The sequence below is a fragment of the Acinetobacter seohaensis genome (assembly GCF_056431365.1).
The window spans coordinates 93,915-114,059 of record NZ_JBWKMK010000022.1 but is presented as its reverse complement, the minus strand read 5'-3'; the positions used below and the strand labels follow the sequence as shown (position 1 = coordinate 114,059).

Annotated in this window: 19 protein-coding genes; 3 read left to right on the top strand and 16 right to left on the bottom strand. The window is 40.8% G+C overall.

Annotated elements, in window-relative coordinates; translation table 11 throughout:
- The first annotated feature begins 763 nt into the window (after positions 1-763).
- On the top strand, positions 764-1,228 hold the full coding sequence (locus AC07E5_RS04005) for a MarR family winged helix-turn-helix transcriptional regulator (RefSeq protein ID WP_004976754.1): 465 nt from the start codon (positions 764-766) through the stop codon (positions 1,226-1,228).
- Between the two features lie 54 nt (positions 1,229-1,282).
- On the opposite strand, the gene AC07E5_RS04000 is transcribed toward AC07E5_RS04005, so the two are convergent.
- From AC07E5_RS04000 to AC07E5_RS03980, 5 genes are all read right to left on the bottom strand, one after another.
- Entirely contained in the window at positions 1,283-1,960 is a 678-nt protein-coding gene (locus tag AC07E5_RS04000) for an SOS response-associated peptidase family protein (RefSeq protein WP_096901413.1), read from the bottom strand.
- Positions 1,961-2,075: 115 nt separating this feature from the next.
- Positions 2,076-3,518 carry an aldehyde dehydrogenase family protein gene (locus tag AC07E5_RS03995; RefSeq protein ID WP_136144233.1) on the bottom strand — a complete coding sequence of 481 codons (1,443 nt, stop codon included), beginning with the start codon at positions 3,516-3,518 and terminating at the stop codon, positions 2,076-2,078.
- 199 nt (positions 3,519-3,717) lie between these two features.
- A complete protein-coding gene (locus AC07E5_RS03990; RefSeq protein WP_096901411.1) occupies positions 3,718-5,883 on the bottom strand; it encodes a malate synthase G in 2,166 nt (721 codons plus the stop codon).
- A 358-nt stretch (positions 5,884-6,241) separates the two neighbouring features.
- Entirely contained in the window at positions 6,242-7,396 is a 1,155-nt protein-coding gene (zapE, locus tag AC07E5_RS03985) for a cell division protein ZapE (protein ID WP_004976758.1), read from the bottom strand.
- An 89-nt stretch (positions 7,397-7,485) separates the two neighbouring features.
- Positions 7,486-8,493, bottom strand: a complete 1,008-nt coding sequence (locus tag AC07E5_RS03980) for a helix-turn-helix transcriptional regulator (protein WP_171501106.1) — start codon at positions 8,491-8,493, stop codon at positions 7,486-7,488.
- Between the two features lie 168 nt (positions 8,494-8,661).
- Between AC07E5_RS03980 and AC07E5_RS03975 the strand changes: the two genes are divergently transcribed.
- Both AC07E5_RS03975 and AC07E5_RS03970 read left to right on the top strand, forming a co-directional pair.
- A complete protein-coding gene (locus AC07E5_RS03975) occupies positions 8,662-10,140 on the top strand; it encodes a flavin-containing monooxygenase (RefSeq protein WP_498624655.1) in 1,479 nt (492 codons plus the stop codon).
- A 67-nt stretch (positions 10,141-10,207) separates the two neighbouring features.
- Positions 10,208-11,113 carry a LysO family transporter gene (locus AC07E5_RS03970; protein ID WP_278517450.1) on the top strand — a complete coding sequence of 302 codons (906 nt, stop codon included), beginning with the start codon at positions 10,208-10,210 and terminating at the stop codon, positions 11,111-11,113.
- Between the two features lie 121 nt (positions 11,114-11,234).
- On the opposite strand, the gene pyrF is transcribed toward AC07E5_RS03970, so the two are convergent.
- From pyrF to gspK, 11 genes are all read right to left on the bottom strand, one after another.
- Positions 11,235-11,915: an orotidine-5'-phosphate decarboxylase gene (pyrF, locus tag AC07E5_RS03965; RefSeq protein ID WP_019836519.1), complete on the bottom strand. Its 681-nt coding sequence runs from the start codon at positions 11,913-11,915 to the stop codon at positions 11,235-11,237.
- A 182-nt stretch (positions 11,916-12,097) separates the two neighbouring features.
- A complete protein-coding gene (locus AC07E5_RS03960) occupies positions 12,098-12,463 on the bottom strand; it encodes a lipopolysaccharide assembly protein LapA domain-containing protein (RefSeq protein ID WP_004976771.1) in 366 nt (121 codons plus the stop codon).
- A 17-nt stretch (positions 12,464-12,480) separates the two neighbouring features.
- Positions 12,481-12,786 (bottom strand): integration host factor subunit beta, encoded by a 306-nt coding sequence (locus AC07E5_RS03955; RefSeq protein WP_004976773.1) that lies wholly within the window; start codon positions 12,784-12,786, stop codon positions 12,481-12,483.
- A gap of 159 nt (positions 12,787-12,945) precedes the next feature.
- The gene (gene rpsA / locus AC07E5_RS03950) at positions 12,946-14,622 is read right to left on the bottom strand and encodes a 30S ribosomal protein S1 (protein WP_278517454.1); all 1,677 of its coding nucleotides are present in this window, start codon (positions 14,620-14,622) and stop codon (positions 12,946-12,948) included.
- Positions 14,623-14,741: 119 nt separating this feature from the next.
- Positions 14,742-15,434 (bottom strand): (d)CMP kinase, encoded by a 693-nt coding sequence (gene cmk, locus AC07E5_RS03945; protein WP_154320795.1) that lies wholly within the window; start codon positions 15,432-15,434, stop codon positions 14,742-14,744.
- Positions 15,435-15,450: 16 nt separating this feature from the next.
- A complete protein-coding gene (locus AC07E5_RS03940; protein ID WP_278517456.1) occupies positions 15,451-15,882 on the bottom strand; it encodes an SRPBCC family protein in 432 nt (143 codons plus the stop codon).
- Between the two features lie 101 nt (positions 15,883-15,983).
- The gene (gene tadA / locus AC07E5_RS03935) at positions 15,984-16,475 is read right to left on the bottom strand and encodes a tRNA adenosine(34) deaminase TadA (RefSeq protein ID WP_004976782.1); all 492 of its coding nucleotides are present in this window, start codon (positions 16,473-16,475) and stop codon (positions 15,984-15,986) included.
- Between the two features lie 27 nt (positions 16,476-16,502).
- Entirely contained in the window at positions 16,503-17,624 is a 1,122-nt protein-coding gene (locus tag AC07E5_RS03930) for an enoyl-CoA hydratase/isomerase family protein (RefSeq protein WP_498624651.1), read from the bottom strand.
- Positions 17,621-18,334: a uracil-DNA glycosylase gene (gene ung / locus AC07E5_RS03925; protein ID WP_278517459.1), complete on the bottom strand. Its 714-nt coding sequence runs from the start codon at positions 18,332-18,334 to the stop codon at positions 17,621-17,623. Before ung ends, AC07E5_RS03930 begins: the two co-directional genes overlap by 4 nt.
- Before the next feature lie 37 nt (positions 18,335-18,371).
- Complete coding sequence (locus AC07E5_RS03920; RefSeq protein ID WP_104851897.1) at positions 18,372-18,968, bottom strand: 6-pyruvoyl trahydropterin synthase family protein; 597 nt, start codon at positions 18,966-18,968, stop codon at positions 18,372-18,374.
- A gap of 182 nt (positions 18,969-19,150) precedes the next feature.
- Positions 19,151-20,134: a type II secretion system minor pseudopilin GspK gene (gspK, locus tag AC07E5_RS03915; protein WP_278517462.1), complete on the bottom strand. Its 984-nt coding sequence runs from the start codon at positions 20,132-20,134 to the stop codon at positions 19,151-19,153.
- Between the last annotated feature and the right edge of the window lie 11 nt (positions 20,135-20,145).

Below are 20,145 nucleotides of genomic sequence, written 5' to 3'. Positions count from 1 at the left end.
TTGTTCCATTTTAGAGATTTGTTTAAGATAAGATATAACTCATTGAGATGTGTCATAGTATTCGTCGTTAGAAAACAATTATTGTGACATTATTTCAATGAGTTATCTATTTTTGTCGTGTACAGAGTTTTTTTGAATAAAACTAAACAGTACGATCTATAAGATGGTTTTTACTTTATTTTTCACATTCTTAATTTTTTTAGAGCGATGACAGCCAAACAAAAGCCGTGAGAATGGATTAAAAATGTCAAATGAATTGTAATGTATTTTTAGACGCATTAGTCATAGATTACAACTGTAAGCCAACCCACACTTTAATCTAAACTTAAAATATTGATAAAAAACAACTATTGTTAAAAGATTAGACCAAAGCTTATAATTTTTTTGCAAAATTCAACGCAATAACCCGCACTTTTACCTAAAAGCCAAGTGTACAAATGTATTTTTTTAACTAAAATGCAGCCTAAGTTGATGGTTAAATTGATAATTCAACTTATAAAACCAGATAACTCACTACTAATCCAAACTAAAACAATTCTATAGGATTAATTGATATGACACATGAATATGGATTGAACTTAAACAAATGCCTACGCGCTTGGAAAAATAGCCATTTCAAAGCCAGCTTCTAAATCGAGATTCATCATATTTCGTCAGATTTCAACCAAATTTTAGCCACTGAAAGCATCTTGCTAAGCACATGAGTTTTCACATAAAATGTGAAATATCAAAAATACAATTAAAACAATGCAGGGAATATGCAATGTCCAAGAAATATTCAAAATTTCTACCATCCGCCGACCAATATGATATTGAACAATTTCCGTATTATTGGGTCACACAAGTACATGCTCAATATGTACAGAATGTCGATCAGGCACTTAAAAAGTATGGTTTAGATAATTCTCGCCGTCGTATTTTATTGGCATTAAGGTCAAAAGCACATGCGAGTGTGTCTGATTTGTCAGACATGGTGGTGTCAAAAATGTCAACTACAACTAAAATTGTTTATCGTTTAAAAGATGAAGGTTTGGTTGAAACTTATTCTTGTGATGATGATGCGCGTATCACTCGTGTCGTGCTTACTGAAAAAGGTAATGAGATGACCAACAAAATTAATGATCTGACTAGCGTTGTTTTAGAGCAGTCATTTGATGGTTTAACTCCACTACAAATTGAAAAAATGATGGAAAGTTTACGTCATATTTTTAATAATTTAGCACGCTAAACATCACGTTATTGTTCCACATCTGTTCTTATCCTATATAAGCACAAGATGTACTTAAAGATCGAAAAAATTGAGCTGGGGGCTTACTTTTTCGATCTTTGCTTTTGGTACATGTGAACACTCAAACTCGTCTAAAGGAAAGCCCTGCACAAAGCTGTGTATGTTCGGTGTTTTCAAACTTAGCCATTCATCTAAACGTGCATGTGGAATAACAATAACAGAACGTTTGACTGGCCCAGGCTCATGAAATTCCTTCATCATCGCGTGATCAATTGCGTCCATGGTAATCATACTCGCAGAACGGACAATTTCTTCCGTGCCTTGCCCATCCTTTAAACGGCAAATTTCATACAGTGCTGCAATAAAAAAGGCCTGTCCATCTTTACGACGTACACCCCAACGCTGCGGTTTACTGTCTATATATTTGGATTCATAAAATTCTGACACAACAATCGCGCCAAATTTACACTTATAAGCAGCTTCACTAAAACTTGGTTTTTCTAATAAAGTTTCGTTACGGCAATTATAGGTTTTTTGCGCAATACTTCTGTCTTCCGCCCATTTGGGAATCAAGCCAAAATTCACCGAGCGCCACTCTAAACCTTGTTCAGACTTAAACAATAGTGGCACACTCGAATTTGGATACGCTTCTTCAGCATATTCAAACGGAATTTCAGGCAGACCTAATGCAGATAATTGCGCTATGCTTATTGGTTTAAAATTGGCACACATATACAAATTGGATGATTAGACACACGCACTATATTATGCGTTTTGATAATGAACAGTAAGTGCGCACCCACGCATTCCTTCTTACTCAAACAAAACGCAGGACAAATAATTACCGTTAAGCTGGCAATGTCAGCCAATGCGTGCGGGTAAATTCTTCAAATATCCAGCGCCCATTAAAACGACCCAAGCCTGAGTTTTTCTCACCACCAAACGGTGCATTGGCATGATCGGCAACGGTAATACCATTAATATGTGTCATTCCAACATCAAACTGTGCTGCAAATTCTGCACCGCGTTCTACATTTGTAGTGCATACAGCAGCAGATAAACCATAGCGTGTATCGTTCGCTAACTGTAAGGCATGTGCGGTATCTGCTGCTTTGAGAATCGGTAAAATAGGTCCAAAACTTTCATTTTGTACAATTTCTGAATCGGCAGCGACATTCACAAAAACATGTGGTGCAACTAAGTTCCCCGTAACCCCGCCCGCATAAACCAATTCTGCACCCTGCGCCTGTGCTTTTTGAATAATATGCTGATGCTTTTTCACCTGTTCTGCATTAATAATTGGCCCAATCAAGGTGTCATTTTTATTCGGATCACCTACTACTAATTGCGACACACTTGCTAACAATTTTTCAAGATAGGCTGCATAAATAGACTGATCGACAATGACCCGATTGGTACTCATGCAAATTTGACCTTGATGCAAAAAGCGCCCCATCACAGTTAGTTCTACGGCCAAATCTATATCTGCATCATCCAAAATGACTAAAGGTGCATTGCCACCGAGTTCTAAGGCGACACGTTTTAAATGCTCACCCGCAACGGCCAGTTGCCCTACATGCTGTCCAACTTCTGTAGAGCCTGTAAATGAAATCATTTTAGGAGTTGCATGCTCAACAAAGTAATCACCAATTTCACGACTCGCACCCGCCACCACATTGAGTACGCCTGCAGGCAAGTCTGCTTCTTCGAACAGTTTACCGAGTATAGTTCCACCTGTGACTGGCGTATCACTGGCAGGTTTGAGCACTACACTATTACCACAAGCAATCGCTGTAACCACTGAACGCATAGACAAATGGAAAGGGAAATTCCACGGACTGATCACAGCAATAACACCCAAAGGTTTACGCAAAACAACACTACGGACTTTCGGATCTTTGCTTTCCAGTTGCGTCGTGGTCATTTGCTCGGGAAATTGTGCAGCTTCTTGAATAATCCCTAAAGCAGCATCGACTTCGATATTGGCTTTTAAACGGGTACTGCCCGACTCATCAATCAGCCACTGGATAATTTCTTCGCGTCGTTGCTGAATGACTTGCTCTAAGTTCTTAATGATGTATTGACGCAGACTTGTGGATTGAATCAATTGTTCATCAAAAGCTTTTTGCGCTGTACTATAGGCACTATCAACATCTACCACGCTGGCGCCCTGCATCTCAAAAATTGTAGTTTGATGATATGGATTCAAGTTTGGAATGGTTTTAGTAGATGTCCCAACCGACCACTTGCCGCCAATAAATTGTTGATTCAAATCTTGATATGCTGGCATGTATTTGTCCTTGCGCTACTTTTTATATATGACTTTCACTCTACTCCGCAGCTTGATGTTTTTCTAGCAGCAAGTACATCCTGTAACTATTCAGCTGCAAAATTTTCAAAAAACCATAAGCAAAATACAGGCAACAAAAAAGCCTCCGAAGAGGCTCATTTGTTTGTATTACACAATCAGTAAATCAAATCCTAAAGGATTAATCACCTGTATAACCTTTTAACTTTAAACGCGCTGCGTGTAAAAGTGGCTCTGTGTAACCAGAAGGTTGCTCGCCACCTTTGAAGATCAAGTCAGATGCAGCTTGGAATGCAATGTTATTAGCAAAGTCGTTAGACATAGGCGTGTATAGTGGATCATCAGCATTTTGTTGATCTACAATTTTCGCCATGCGCTGCATTACTTCTTCAACCTGTTCACGCGTTACAATTCCGTGACGTAACCAGTTGGCAACGTGCTGAGAAGAAATACGTAAAGTTGCACGGTCTTCCATCAGGCCCACATCATTGATGTCTGGAACTTTAGAACAACCTACACCCAGATCAACCCAACGAACGACATAACCCAAGATACCTTGGCAGTTATTTTCCAGTTCTTTTAGTTTCTCTTCTTCAGACCAGTTGGTATCAGTTGCAAGAGGTGGAGTTAACAAATCATCTAAAGGCAATGCTTCAGTTGCAAGCAATTCTTGCTGACGGTTTGCTACATTAATTTGATGGTAGTGAATCGCGTGAATCACTGCACCTGTTGGAGACGGAACCCATGCACAGCTTGCGCCTGCTTCAGGATGTTCAGTCTTGGTTTTGTACATGTCTAACAGCATGTCTGGTTTTGGCCACATGCCTTTACCAATCTGTGCTTTACCACGTAGACCTGTTTGTAGACCTACCATGACGTTACGGTTTTCGTAAGCTGGGAACCATTTTTGGCCTTTGATTTCGCCTTTACGAACAAATGGACCTGCTTCCATGAAGGTATGGATTTCATCACCTGTACGATCCATGAAACCGGTGTTAATAAAGATGGTACGGTCTTTCGCCTGAGCAATACAGTTTTTCAGGTTAACAGAGGTACGACGCTCTTCATCCATGATACCGATTTTCAGGGTTTTAGCAGGTAAGCCAAGCGCTTGTTCAGCACGTTCAAACAGCTCAACCGCAAATGCTACTTCTTCTGGACCGTGCATTTTTGGCTTAACGATATACATAGAACCGGTACGTGAGTTCTTGATCGTGTTCTCACCACGGATATCAGCCACAGAAAGCAATGGAGTGACCAATGCATCCATGATGCCTTCATAAATTTCTTCGCCATCTACAAGGATCGCCGGGTTTGTCATCAAGTGACCCACGTTACGAAGCAGCATCAATGAACGGCCATGAACCTTGGTCTCACCGCCTTCAACATTTTTGAAGGTGCGGTCAGCATTTAGTTTACGGGTAATGGTCTTGCCATTTTTCTCGATAGACTCTTCAAGCGTACCTTTCATCAAGCCTAACCAGTTACGGTAGCCTTCAACTTTTTCTTCAGCATCAACTGCTGCAACAGAGTCTTCCAAGTCTTGAATCGTCGTTACAGCCGCTTCAAGCACAACATCTTTCACGCCAGCTGCATCTGTCTGTCCAATTGGGCTGTTTGCATCAATCTGGATGATTGCGTGCAGGCCGTTATTTTTCAGTACGATTTCAGTTGGTGCAGAAGCTTCGCCATTGTAACCAACGAATTTAGAGCTATCCGCAACAGTTGTTGTAGAACCATCTTTTAGGCGAACAACAAGTTTGTTTGCTTCTACAGCATATTGAGTCGCGTCGGCATGTGAACCTTGCGCCAATGGGAAAGTTTCATTTAAGAAGTTTTTCGCGAATGCAATTACTTTTTCACCACGAACTGGGTTGTAGCCTTTACCTTTTTCTGCGCCATTTTCTTCAGAAATAACGTCAAAACCGTAAAGTGCGTCATATAACGAACCCCAACGTGCGTTTGCTGCGTTCAAGCAATAACGTGCGTTACGTACAGGTACTACGAGCTGTGGACCAGCCAATAATGCGATTTCTTCATCAACATTTTCGGTGGTAATTTGAAAATCTTCTACTTCTGGTAATAAGTAGCCAATTTCAGTCAAGAAAGCTTTGTAAGCTTCTAATTCAAATGTATTATTGCGGTGCCATTCATCAATTTTAGCCTGAAGCTCATCACGCTTTGCGAGTAATGTTTTGTTCTTAGGGCTAAGATCGACAACGACTTGCTCAAAGTTTTTCCAGTATGTATCACTGTCCAAACCAGAACCTGGTAATGCTTCATTTTCGATGAAATCGTAAAGTTCTTTAGCAATCGCTAACTTGCCTTTTTGAATACGTGCAGTCATTGTCTTTCCTGATATTGCTACTTTTTATACAAGAGATTCTAGTATACTGATTTATATTTAGCTGAATAGTATTATCACATTTCAAAATAACGATCATTTATTACAAGATGAATGACAACAATCATCATAAAGCCTGATCAGAAACACGACACTATTACTCATCTAAATACACTTTTACAGTGTATAAAGTTTTTGAAATGTCGAAATTAGACTTAAGTTCAGATTTTGTTGTAAAAATCGGCGTCAGTCTTATTGCAACCCTTCAAGATTAAGCCATGTTTATGACAAAATGTCGATAAAACCAACAGTCACATCTTTTCTATCATAAAAAAGCGCCTAGTTCTAGGCGCTTAAAAGATCAACTGATTTGATGTTTGGCTTCGGTGGCCTGTATCTGTCGATGTTCTTCATTTAAGTAATCATCAGACTGCATTTCCAATAAACGTGAACGTGTGCGTTCAATTTCAAATGCCAGTTTTTCGCCCTGATAAATTTCAATAATCGAATCTTCAGAAGTCAGTAATAACTTGACACCACGATCATAAAATTCATCGACCAAATAAATAAAACGACGTGTTCCTTCAGACAAGAAGTCTGTTAAATGCGGTACATTGCTCACCAAAACCGTGTTGTAGATGTTGGCAATTTCAATAAAGTCTGCAGGACTACGCGGTTTAAAGCACAGTTCTGAAAATTCACACCACAACACATCTTCAGTATGCGCAATTGTTTCAACAATACGTTGGTTGATAATAATTGGCTCAGAAGAATAATGTTGTGTATTACTCAAAGCACTGAAACGCTGTGCCATCCAGTTTTGATTATCATGCGTTAAAGGCGATTTAAATAATTGCGCCTGTTTCAAAACACGTAAGCGATAATCTACACCAGCATCGACATTTAGCACTTGGCAATGTTTTTTGACCATTTCAATGGTTGGAATAAAACGATCTCGATGGATACCATTTTTATATAAACCGTCTGGGGCGATGTTAGATGTTGCCACCAAAGTAATGCCACGATGGAATAATTTTTGGAACAAGTCACTCAGAATCATCGCATCAGTCACGTTAGATACGAAAAATTCATCGAAACAAATCACCACTGCATCTTTATAAATTTGGTCTGCAACAGAATCGAGCGGGTTACGCTGCCCTGAAAGTTTGTTCAGTTCACGATGCACATGCTGCATAAAGTGGTGAAAGTGCATACGTGTTTTACGTCTAAATGGAATCGAGTCGTAAAACTGATCCATGAGCCATGTTTTACCACGACCTACACCACCCCACATATAAACACCCTGTGGTGCTGTTTGGCGGCGGAAACGGCGGAACGCTTTTTTTGATGCTTTATAGCGTTGAATTAATTCCTGCCACACACGCTCAAGTTCGTGTACAGCCTGCGCCTGCGCATCATCTGGCATAAATTGTCCAGAGGCTAACGCTTGTGCATAACGCTCCGCAGGCGATAATGGAGTAAAGGCTGTGGTTTGTGGCGAATTAAAATCAGACATATTCATCAGTACTTATTTGGGCAAATAGATTATAACGAAGATCGAATCACGAGATATAGCACTTTGGCATAGTTTGCAAAATACTTAGGCTATTTTGTATATTGGCGTGGACTTTGTCCAAACCACCGCTTAAAGGCATGATTAAATGCTGCGGGTTCTGAATAACCAAGTAACTCTGCAATCATTTCAATTGAATATTCCTGATATTCAATTAATCGCAATGCTTTATCTTTGATGAGATCTTCACGAATTTGTTTATAACTGGTGTTCAGTTGTTGCAGTTGATGGCGCAATGTCCGTTCAGGAATTTGCAAAGCATGTGCTGTTTCTGCCATGCTCGGCATACTGCCCTGTTGTAACTCCAAATAATCTTTTACGCGCTGCACTACCGAAGGCGCATCATCTTCAAGTTTAAGTCGCTCTAACTCAATCACACACTTGGCTTCATAACTGCTAAAAGTGACTGCATCGGCAGAGGGAATACGTGCTGTGAGAACTGCATCATCAAACCAAAATGCTGCTTGTGATTGATTAAAAACAATATCTTGACCGTAATAATCATAAAAAGTTTGCAAAACTTCACTTTGCTGCGGCTGTACAAATGGCAATTCTATGCGAATACGTGGCGCACTCATTCCCATCATTTTATATAGGTCTTGAATAAATTTGAATGTGCCTGAAATTTCACACTGCGCACGTAATACACCTAAACTACTATGTAAATCATTGGGTTGATAACACAATGCAATATGTCGCGTGCTATGTTGTAAACTTAGTTTCCCGCTTAAATGCGTCAATCCCTGATATTGAATCCCTTTTTCTAATGCAGTGGCAATATCTGGACTGGTCACCAATAACATCAATAAAGGACCATAACCTGCCAAAGCATAATGCTGTCCAATAAACAGCCCCATTTCAGGTTCTACATCTTCACCAATGACTTTTAGAATATCCCATTCCAAACTCGGATGAATGATTGAACTGGTATCTAGCGCATCTGCACGCAAGCCGATACTTTGCAATTTTGCATCGACATCAACGCCTGCTTTACGCATGCCTTGTATTAAATACATTAAGCCAAGTATGGATCTTTTCATAAAATGAACAGTGCGAAACGGAATATCCTTTTACCCGATTCATCCACAGATAGAAATTGCCGAAAATATCAATTTTTATGTCAGCACGATCATGTTACCACATGCTGGCTTATTCTATCCTGACTCAAACAAACTCAAGTCAAACAAAATAAATATAAGGATGTCTTCATGCAGGATGCAGCAGCTCATTATCAAGTCGCAATTATTGGCGCAGGCTTTGGTGGATTAGCCATGGCGATTCGTTTGCTACAACGCAACATTCATAACTTTGTGATTTTAGAAAAGTCTAATGAAGTGGGTGGTACTTGGCGTGAAAATCAATACCCTGGCGCGGCTTGTGATGTGCAGTCGCATCTGTATTCATTGTCATTTGTACCCAAAACTGACTGGTCAAAACGCTATGCCGAAGCACCAGAAATTTTTCAGTATATTCAAGATGTGGTGCAACAGTTTAATCTGCGCGAATATTGCCAATTTAACAGCGAAGTGGTGCATACCGAATACCATGAAAAAGACTGTGTATGGCATGTTGCGTTAAAAGATGGCAGACAATTGAGTTGCCAATATTTAGTCTTTGCTTCTGGCCCACTGCATGTGCCACAAATCCCGCACATTAAAGGCATTGAAAAGTTTCAGGGCAAGGTTTTTCACTCGTCTCAATGGGATCATCAATACAACTTAAATAGCAAAGTTGTGGCATCTATTGGCACAGGCGGCAGCGCGATTCAATACATTCCTGAAATTGCACCTCAAGTTAAACAGTTATATGTCATGCAACGTACAGCTGCATGGGTCATTCCACGAGATGAACGCAAATATCTGAATATTGAGAAAAAACTGTTTAAACAAGCAGACTGGTTTAGAAAGTTGCATCGTGCGCGTTTGTATTGGTCGAATGAATCACGTGCAATTCCAATCATGCAACCTAGCGTGATGAAATATACCCAAAAACTGGCAGAAGCCTTTATTCGTTTTCAGGTCAAAGACAAACAATTGGCACAAAAACTCACGCCTGACTACATTATGGGATGTAAACGTATTTTAGTGTCCAATAAATACTTCCCAACTTTTAACCGTGACAACGTCGAATTAGTGACTGATGCAATACAGGAATTGACTGCAGACAGCATCATCACCAAAGATGGTAAAATGCGAAAAATTGATTGTCTGATTTATGGCACAGGCTTTATTACCGATCCGCGTATCTATCTACAGCCATTTAGCTGCATTGGTGAACATGGCGTTGAATTAAAACAGGCATGGAAAGATGGCGCAGAAAGCTATTACGGCATTAGCCACAAAGGTTTTCCGAACCTGTTTCAGTTGCTTGGGCCAAATACAGTTTTGGCGCATAACTCGGTTATTTTTATGATCGAATCGCAAGTCGATTACATTCTGCAAATGATGGATTTGGTGGCACAATCACAGAGCAATGCAAATGTAGTAAAAGATCAAGTACAAGATCAATTTAACCACGATGTGCAAGACATGCTAAATAACACGGTTTGGCAATCTGGCTGTGTAAGTTGGTATCAACAAGATGGTGGAAAAAACTTTGCACTTTGGCCAACCTATACTTGGAAATATTGGCTAAAAACCAAGTCGCTGCATCCGAGTGATTTCAGATTAATCAGTAAAGCGGCATAAATTTCCGCTTTTAAAAGCAAACTGGCATAATCAACAGGTTTTTATCTATCTCCCACCTGTTGATCTCATGCAATCTCTTTGGCTGATTTTCCAATTACTCTGCTGTTTATGTCTAGGCCTTGTACTGGCAAAACGCCTCCCTCGAATAATCGAAAAAATTGCGTTTCAACTGCTTCCATATTTTAGCTATATCCTGCTAATTGCAATTGCGATGGAATTTTCACAAACGCTCGGTTCACTACAGCAGCCATCGCATATTCTATCTACAGCTTTACAGATTGCATTTGCTACATCAATTGGTGCTTTTCTGTGTTGTTATTTGCTTTACAAAGGTTTGGGGCTGCAAGCAACGCAAGGCAAAGTTTCATTACAGTTGTTGATTCAATCCTGCATCAACATCAGTTATGCCTTTTTTGCACTATTGGCAGGCTACGTGCTGCATCTACTTTTTAGTGCTATGGATTTCCAAGTTCAGATCAACACTTGGTATTTACTGTTGCTGTTTATGTGGATGATTGGACTCGATCTCGCTTATTCGCCTTTAGATCGTTCTTGGCTGAATTGGAAAATTTTAATGGTGCCCGTAGGCTGTATTTTCGGTTCAGTTGCAGGGGTACTACTTTGCGCACTTTGGCTCCCCATCGCTCTACAAGATTTGCTTATGCTCTCACAAGGTTATGGATTTTATTCCATGAGCGGGATTGTGGTGTCGGAACTTCGCAATGCCGAATTGGGTAGTATTGCGTTAATGAATGATTTATTCAGAGAGATTTTTGCGATATTGCTGATGTATATTTTGGGATGGCGTTATCCACGTGCTGCAATTTCTGCCGCAGGCGCAACTGCCATGGACGTCACTTTGCCCATGGTAAAACAAGCCTGTGGCAACGATTTTATTCCACATGCCATGGTCAGTGGATTTGTATTGTCAATCCTTGCACCCATTGCTGTAAGTGTATTGGCTGCTATTTAAAAAGAATCAACAATTGTCCTCTCTCCCTCTGGGAGAGAGTTGGAGAGAGGGTTTGCGCTCTATTTAGGCGAGAGTTAGAGAGAGGGCTTATCTCCCTTTTAGAGAGTCAGCGATAGTAAAATTAAAGCGTCGCTAAAATATCTTTCAAAGTCTGACGTGGATTTTCAGATTTTGTAATTGGACGACCAATCACCAAATGCGTAGAACCATCCAGCATAGCTTGTTTGGGAGTCACAATACGTTTTTGATCATCGGCATTTGAGCCTTCAGGACGAATCCCTGGAGTTACTAAGGCAAAATCCTGCCCTAAGATTTCACGCAACATTTTGGCTTCTTGCGCAGAACACACCACACCATCTAAACCACTTTCTTGAGTGAGTTTAGCTAAACGCTGAACTTGCTCAAAAGGCTCAATATCTAAACCTAAATCTTTTAAATCTTCACGCCCCATAGAGGTTAGTACAGTCACTGCAATCAGTTGAGTCTGATAATTCCCTGCTTTTAAACGCTCCACACAGGTTTCCATCATTTTACGACCACCTGAGGCATGCACGTTGACCATCCATACGCCTAAATCTGCTGCAGCACATACAGCCTGAGCCGTTGTATTTGGAATATCGTGAAATTTCAAATCTAGAAAAACCTCAAAACCTTTGTCATGCAAGGCTTTCACGACTGCAGGACCTTCATGGGTAAATAACTCTTTACCAACTTTTACTCGACATAATGCAGGGTCTAATTGTTCTGCAATGGTTAAGGCGTCATATTGGCTTTTAGCATCGAGGGCAACAATGATACTCAAGAGAATTACCTATGGATTTGACAAAGAGTCGCTATTATAAAGTGATTCGTGCCAAGCAGATAGTCAAAAAGACAGCTTATCCCCCATCGCAGCGATAATCAGCCATTCGTCAAAGGCACACATAAAAAAACACCCCAAGATAACCTTGAGGTGTTGATGATCAATTCGCTCAACAGAGCAAATTAAAGTGCATTAGAAGAACGATCTTCAGTATGCACATCTAATACCGTTTTTTCATGACGAGTATGCGCAGCAGCTTCAGCAGCAGCCAGTTGAGCTGCATGAATTTGCTCTTTGCGTAGGTATTCAATATCTTTACGTAGTCGCTTAATTTCCCAACTATTTTGGAATACACGGAAAACCTGCACGCCCAACAATAACCCTAGCACCAAACCAAGTGCCAATGTAATCAGTAGCAATAGACCCAAACGCATTGCAGGCACTTGAGTAAATAACAGGTCAACTGAAAGTTCAGTGCCGTTTTGCAAAACCAATGCCAGAGAATATCCAAATAGAATAACTAAAATAGCGACTAGAACGTAACGCATAAACCCCCCTAGGAATTTTATTTATTTACAGACTCGTTTACTGCATCACGTAGTGCTTTACCCGGTTTAAAGTGCGGTACAGCTTTAGCCGCAACTTCTACAGACTTACCTGTTTTTGGGTTACGACCTACACGTGGTTCACGGTGATGCAATGCAAAACTACCGAATCCACGAATTTCAATTCGGTTATCTGCCGATAGTGATGCAATCATTTGATCAATCATGATCTTCACAGCTTCTTCCACCAATGGCTCAGCCAAATGTGGATTTTTCAAAGCAATTCGTTCTATCAAGTCAGACTTATTAAGTGCTTCAGTAGTCATCTGCGACCTCTTTAATTATCAAGCTACTTTTACCTAAACTGATAATAACCTGTTTAAATACAAAACGGTAGCGTAATAATTGAATACTACGCTACCGTTTACAGTATTTGTGTAAAAAGTATGTGCTAATTTACATTAACCATACAGTTTACCCGCAACTTAGTTGCCCATTTGAGCTTTGATCAAGTCACCAATTGTCTTAGGACCATTGTCTTGACCGCTAGTTGCAGTTTTCAAGTTAGCAACAGCTTCTTTCTCTTCAGCTTCGTCTTTCGCTTTGATAGACAAGTTGATAGAGCGAGATTTACGGTCTACGTTGATGATTTTCGCTTCAACTTCTTGACCAACTTCCAAGAACTTAGTTGCATCTTCAACGCGATCACGGTTGATTTCAGATGCTTTAAGTGTTGCTTCAACTTCGTGAGCTAACTTAACAGTTGCGCCACGAGCATCAACAGCAGTTACAGTACCTTTAACCAAAGCACCACGTTCGTTAGCAGCTAAGAAATCGTTGAATGGATCGCTGTTCAATTGCTTGATACCAAGGCTGATACGGTTGCCTTCAGCGTCTACAGAAAGGATAACCGCTTCAACAGTGTCACCTTTCTTGTAACGACGAATAGCTTCTTCGCCTTGCTCGTTCCAAGAAATGTCAGACAAGTGAACTAGGCCATCGATACCGCCTGGTAAACCGATGAAGATACCGAAGTCAGTGATTGACTTGATTGTACCTGAAACTTTTTCACCTTTGTCGTGGTTCTTAGCAAACTCTTCCCATGGGTTAGCACGAGTTTGTTTGATACCAAGAGAAATACGACGACGCTCTTCGTCCACTTCAAGAACCATAACGTCAACTTCGTCACCAATCTGAACAACTTTAGATGGGTGGATGTTTTTGTTAGTGTGGTCCATTTCTGAAACGTGTACTAAACCTTCAACGCCTTCAGCGATTTCTGCGAAACAGCCGTAGTCAGTTAAGTTTGTTACGCGAGCTTTAACGATAGAACCTTTAGGATAACGGCTCATGATCGCTAACCATGGATCTTCGCCTAATTGCTTAAGACCTAAAGATACGCGGTTACGCTCTTTGTCAAATTTAAGTACTTTAACAGTAACTTCTTGACCCACTTCAACCACTTCTGATGGATGCTTGATACGTTTCCAAGCCATGTCAGTGATGTGAAGAAGACCGTCAATACCGCCAAGGTCAACGAATGCACCGTAGTCAGTAAGGTTCTTAATCGTACCAGTAACAGTTTGACCTTCTTCAAGCTGAGCAAGAAGCGCTTCACGGTCAGCTGAAGATTCAGCTTCCATAACTGCACGACGAGATACAACAACGTTGTTACGTTTAGCATCAAGTTTGATAACTTTGAACTCTAACTCTTTACCTTCAAGGTGAGTTGTGTCACGGATAGGACGAGTGTCTACCAAAGAACCTGGTAAGAACGCACGAACTGGACCGATGTCTACAGTGAAACCGCCTTTAACTTTACCAGAGATAACACCAGTAACGATTTCGCCGTCTTCAAAGATTTTTTCAAGTTTAGTCCAAGTTTCAGCACGTTTCGCTTTTTCACGTGATAAAACAGTTTGGCCCATACCGTTGTCAAGTGCTTCAACAACAACATCAACGGTGTCACCAACTTGAACTTCAAGTTCGCGTTGTTCGTTTAAGAATTCAGCGCGGTCAACAACGCCTTCTGATTTAAGGCCAGTATCAACTGTTACCCAGTCAGAGTCGATGCTTACTACAACGCCTTGGATGACAGCACCCTTTTCAACGTTGAGGTTTAATTCGCTTTCTTCAAAGAGGGCTGCAAAAGATTCGGTCATGATATACCTGATAAAGTCAGCGGTCTTGGATCAGACAAGGCCGGTTTAGTTAAGCGTCTACATAGTCCGTATAGAACTGATCAAGCTATGCGTTCGCTGAATAGGTTTATTTCACGCGGTTAAGCGCGGCAAATAGCAAGCTTCTGATCGACATAAGCCGTCATTAATGCAAACACTTCATCAATGTTCAACTCAGAACTATCAATGATGTAAGCATCTTCTGCGGGCTTGAGCGGAGCAACTGTGCGCTCCATGTCTCGTTTGTCGCGAGCCTGTATATTCGCTAAAATGTCGCTTATTTTAGCATCCAGCCCCATACCCTGCAACTGTTTTACTCGTCTTTGTGCACGCGACTCTGCCGAAGCAGTTAAATAAATTTTAGCCTGCGCATTTGGAAAAATACTGGTCGCCATATCGCGTCCATCTGCAACCAAGCCTGGTGCTTGGGCAAAGGCATGCTGACGTGCAAGTAATGCTGTGCGCAATTCAGGTACTGCCGCAACTTTTGAGGCATATTCCCCCACACGTTCGGTACGTATGGTTTGCGTGACATCTTCACCATCAAGCAACACTTGTGTGCCATCTGGCTGGGTCACAAATTGAATATTGAGCTGTGTTGCAATGGCAACGCATTGACTCAGTTCAGTATCAAGTTGATCTAGCAAATTCTGCTTATGTAACGCCAAACCCAACAAACGATACAACGCACCAGAGTCGAGTAAATGAAACTGATAATATGCTGCCAATTTTGCCGCGAGTGTGCCTTTACCTGAACCGCTAGGGCCATCAATGGTAATAATTTGAACCGTCATGATGTTTCCAAAATGATTAAAGAGATTTTGCAAGTTTGGATAAACCAATTTTAATTGCAGTTTTCAACTGAGCGAGAATAATTTTACTCACAAATGGAACACGTACTTGTAACTCAATGCGATACGTGACTAAGGTTTTGTTATCCGCCACTTGCTGAAATTCAAGTGTACCCAAATGATGTTTGATCAATGGATTTTTAATGATTTTATATTCAATCCGCTGATTCGGTTCAAGCACGGTAATTTGCTCTTGCAAAGGTTTAATTGGCCCAATCCCCATACGACGCACCGAACCTACACCATCTGGACGTTCAGGGTCAGCAGAGTCTTTAATGCGCACCACTTGCATTGGTGCAAATGCAATATTATAAGTTGCATGTTTAGAAAGTAATTCAAATACTTGCGCAACTGGCGCATTAAATTCTTTTTTAATTTGAATAGCGTGCATGGTTTGCCCTGATGATGAATGCTATGTTGTGTTTGATTTAGTTTAACGCAAATCAAGCCTAAAACTCAGAACTGGTTTTGATCATGGAGGTCATTTATCAACTATTGCTGCTTTTGTTGTTTCTTTTGCGCACGGCGCATCTTAAAAAAATCACTCAACTGGGCTGAACATTGCTGCTCTAAACAACCTGATTGATACTCAAAAATATGATTGTAATAACCCGACTCTAAAAGCTTTCTGGCACTGATCAATGAGCCAGCTTTGGGTTCAGTTGCTCCAAACACTACTCGTTTAATTCGCGCGTGAATGAGCGCCCCCACACACATGGTACAAGGCTCCAGTGTGACATAAAGCGTGGCATCTTCAGGTAAACGATAATTTTGAATATGATCACATGCTGCACGGATTGCCACAATTTCGGCATGTGCGGTTGCGTCGTGTAAGGAAATAGGCGCGTTATAACCCGCGCCAATCACTTGATTTTGACTAACGATGACAGCCCCCACAGGAATTTCCCCCTGTGCTGCAGCCAAAGCAGCCTGCGCATAGGCAAGCTGCATCCAGTCTTCATCACTATAGTTCTGTTCTGACATTTAAATATGAGTAAAAATCAATACGAATTAAATAATCTCGTATTGTTTCAATAACTCATTCCAGCTTTCAATGCTCGTCACAGGTGGATTGTCTGCAAAAATGGTTTTGAGCTGCACTGGCCCATTTTGCTGCCAAGCTGGTGCAAGGTCTTTATCGACCAAACGTGCGCGCACACCTTCGACAAAATCTGCGTGGCGAATTTTCCAGTCTGAAATTTGCGTTTCCAGTTCAAACACTTCATTCCAAGCGTGAACCTTCTTACCCCATTGCCATAGTAACCACGTTAAAGCTGCTGTAGTTGGTGAACCTTTTTGCAAGTTTTCACTGGCTTGACGTAACCAATCGCTACGTGCATCGCTTAGACCAATGATGGATTCATAATCACTTTCAAAACTCACACCACGGCACACGCTTTGAATCATATCCAAAGAATTCTGTAGCGGCCCAGGCCCTACAGGACGGTGCATGCTGTTCAAGGTATCATCAATGGCACGGAAGTCACCTGCAGGGTAATGATTCCAGTCAATATTAATGACTTTTTCTAATACAGAAGCGCGTTGTGCATCACAAATATGGGTTGCCCAACCAATACCATACGCACCTGCAGCAGTCATAATTGAACCCGTTAAACCTGTGAACAAGCCAATCGCACCACGGTCAGCCAAGAAACGAGTTGCCCCTACATCTGGGTATAAACCAATGTTAATTTCTGGCATAGCTAAACGTGAATACGGTGTCACCAAACGGAATGGTGCAGCCATAAATAGACCTAAGCCACCACCCATGACATAACCTTCACCCCACACTAAAACAGGCTTGGCATAGTTATGTAGCAACAAGTCCAACGCATATTCTTGCTCAAAGAATTTATTGGCAGTTGCAACCTCATCATTAATGACAAGCTGACGTAATTTACGCACATCACCGCCTGCACAAAATGCTTTTGGTGTGGTCGAATCTAGCCAAATTGCTTTTACGCTATCATCGGTATGAAAGTCTTCAAATACTGCCAATAATGCAGAAACAATAGATTCATCTAAAGCATGCAAAGATTTTGGGCGATTCAAACGTACAATGCGCCAACCGTTATTTGCTTCTTCGACAATTAAATCCGAATGATATTCTTTAGAAATGGGAGAATGTGTCATGCGTCCAGCTGCCAGTCTATAGGCTCAATGCCATTTTGTTTAAGATAATTATTTGATTTTGAAAATACTTTACATCCAAAAAAACCACCGCGGTTTGCTGCCAATGGGGATGGATGCGCTGCCTTCAAAATCAGATGTTTATTTGGATCTATACGTTGTCCTTTACGTTGTGCATACGCGCCCCACAAAATAAACACAATATGCTCACGTTGTTGATTTAACACATCAATCACATGATCTGTAAAATCTTCCCAACCCTGCTTTTGGTGCGAGGTTGGTTGTCCTGCTTCTACCGTTAACACGCTGTTGAGCAGCAATACCCCTTGCTCTGCCCAATGCGTTAAATCACCGTGTCTTGGAATAGGCACACCTAAATCTGTATGTAACTCATGGAAAATATTACGCAAAGATGGTGGCAATGCAACCCCTCTTTGTACAGAAAAACTAAGTCCATGTGCCTGATTAGGTCCATGATAAGGGTCTTGCCCAATAATCACGACTTTCACCTGATCTAAAGGCGTGGTATTTAGAGCATTAAATATCAGTGAACTTGGTGGATAAATCACCTTATTCTGTTGTTTTTCCTGCAACAAAAAACCGCGTAGCGCATCCATTTGTGGACTCAATAAAAATTCAGCTAGATTGTATTTCCAACTCTCATCTAACTGAACTTTATTTAAGCTCGCATATTGCTGCTCAGTAAAAGACATACCGCTATCAATCCTTGTTGATGTCTAATGATGTGATTTAAAGTTTAACTTGTAACTCGACATTCGGGTTTTGGAATGTCATCCCCTGTTTTAATTTTTCATACATTTGTGGGTCTGACCATTCTGTCTGTACTTGCTCAGAGAAATGAATTTGATCCAGACTTAGCAATCCCATCTGCGCATTTTCAATATCTTCCAAAAAGCTTTGTGCATAGCCTGTATCAGTTTCATGTACAATCACAGAATAGACCTCTACATCACCTTCCCCATTTTGTGTGATGGTTGATGCCAAAACTTGTTGTGCCAAATAAAAGAAAATACGTGAAAACTGCTCTGCTGATGGCGATACTGGTAAAGATACCCAACGTGCGCTGAACGTTTTGCAGGCTTGAATATATGCAGGGTCATCCTGCTCCCAAAAACAAATGGCATGATCGAAGGCATCAAATAATTCTTTGATTACACCTTTAAGCAAACCAAAGTCATACACCATTTGTCCATGATCAAGTTTTGAAGCTTTCAGTAATAATTCTACTTTATAGCTATGACCATGAATCGAGCGCTTACAGCGGTCTGAAGTGCAATTACGCACAATATGCGCATTTTCAAACTTAAATAACTTTCGAATTAACATGGGTCTTAACGTCATCAAAATATTTGGGGGATATTCTTTTTAATTATAATGCAAAACGTGAACAATAAGCCAATTTTAGCCCGCAGATTGCCAGACAAAAATCGTAATGATCAGTTTCAGTACAGATATGCAATGCATTTGCATCCGAATAACAGCAACTAAGTCAAGGTTAATGCTAATACTTAAAATGGCGCCAGACTTCGCCCACTGACATTGACAGATTTTTCGCTACGCACCAAATCACTGCTAAATTGACGTTTGCGTTCGCCCAATACCACTTCAATTTTGGCTTTAAAATAATGGGATTGCACACCCAATAAACTTGTAAATTCATTGCGTATCGCGCTATCGACAGCTTGAAAGCCATCTAACTCCCACAAAGCATTTACATTGCTAAAGTGCTCTAAATTGGCATTACGACGATCAAGTAGATTTTGCACAGCAACCACATCCAATTTTTCATCAAAGCTCGCCAAAACTAAAGCAGGTGCGGTATTAATATTGATAGTGGTATCTCGTTTTGGCAAGGCACTCACATAAGGTGCAATTTGCTGATACTTCGCACCTTCAAAACCACGGACTTGTTTTAATTCTTCCGCACTATGAAACAAGCTATTGGGTGGTAAATAAGGAATTGGCAAACCTTGGTAATAACTCGACTCTGCACCCATGGCACCACTCGGTTCATCATCTGCATCTTGCCAATCAATCACAGCTTCACTTAATTGCGCAGGTAGCCCAACACGCTGCAATAATTTTTCAAAATATTTTTTTGCTTTTTCGTTTACTTGATCTTCGGTTGTCAGCAAACTATTTAGATTAAATTTCCCTGACTCATCTTGCAACACGCCCGATACATAACCATCTTCGACTGGAAATGGCGGCATCGGTTTTGCCCAACTTTCTTGCAAGTGATCGACTTGACCTGCATTTTCAGCATCATCTTGCAGTAATTCTGCAAAAAATACTTCAGCACTTTTGGTATATAACAATGCCTGATTTTGACGCATCAAATAGGCGGTATTTTCACTGGTGTACATTTGCCGCTTGGCAATGGTCGCTGCCAAAATCGTAGCTAAGGCAACCAACATCAAAATCGTAATCAAGGCAATGCCTTGTTGTGACTTGATGATGCTGCCTATGCGCTGAGTCGATTTTGAATACATTGCCATTGTGC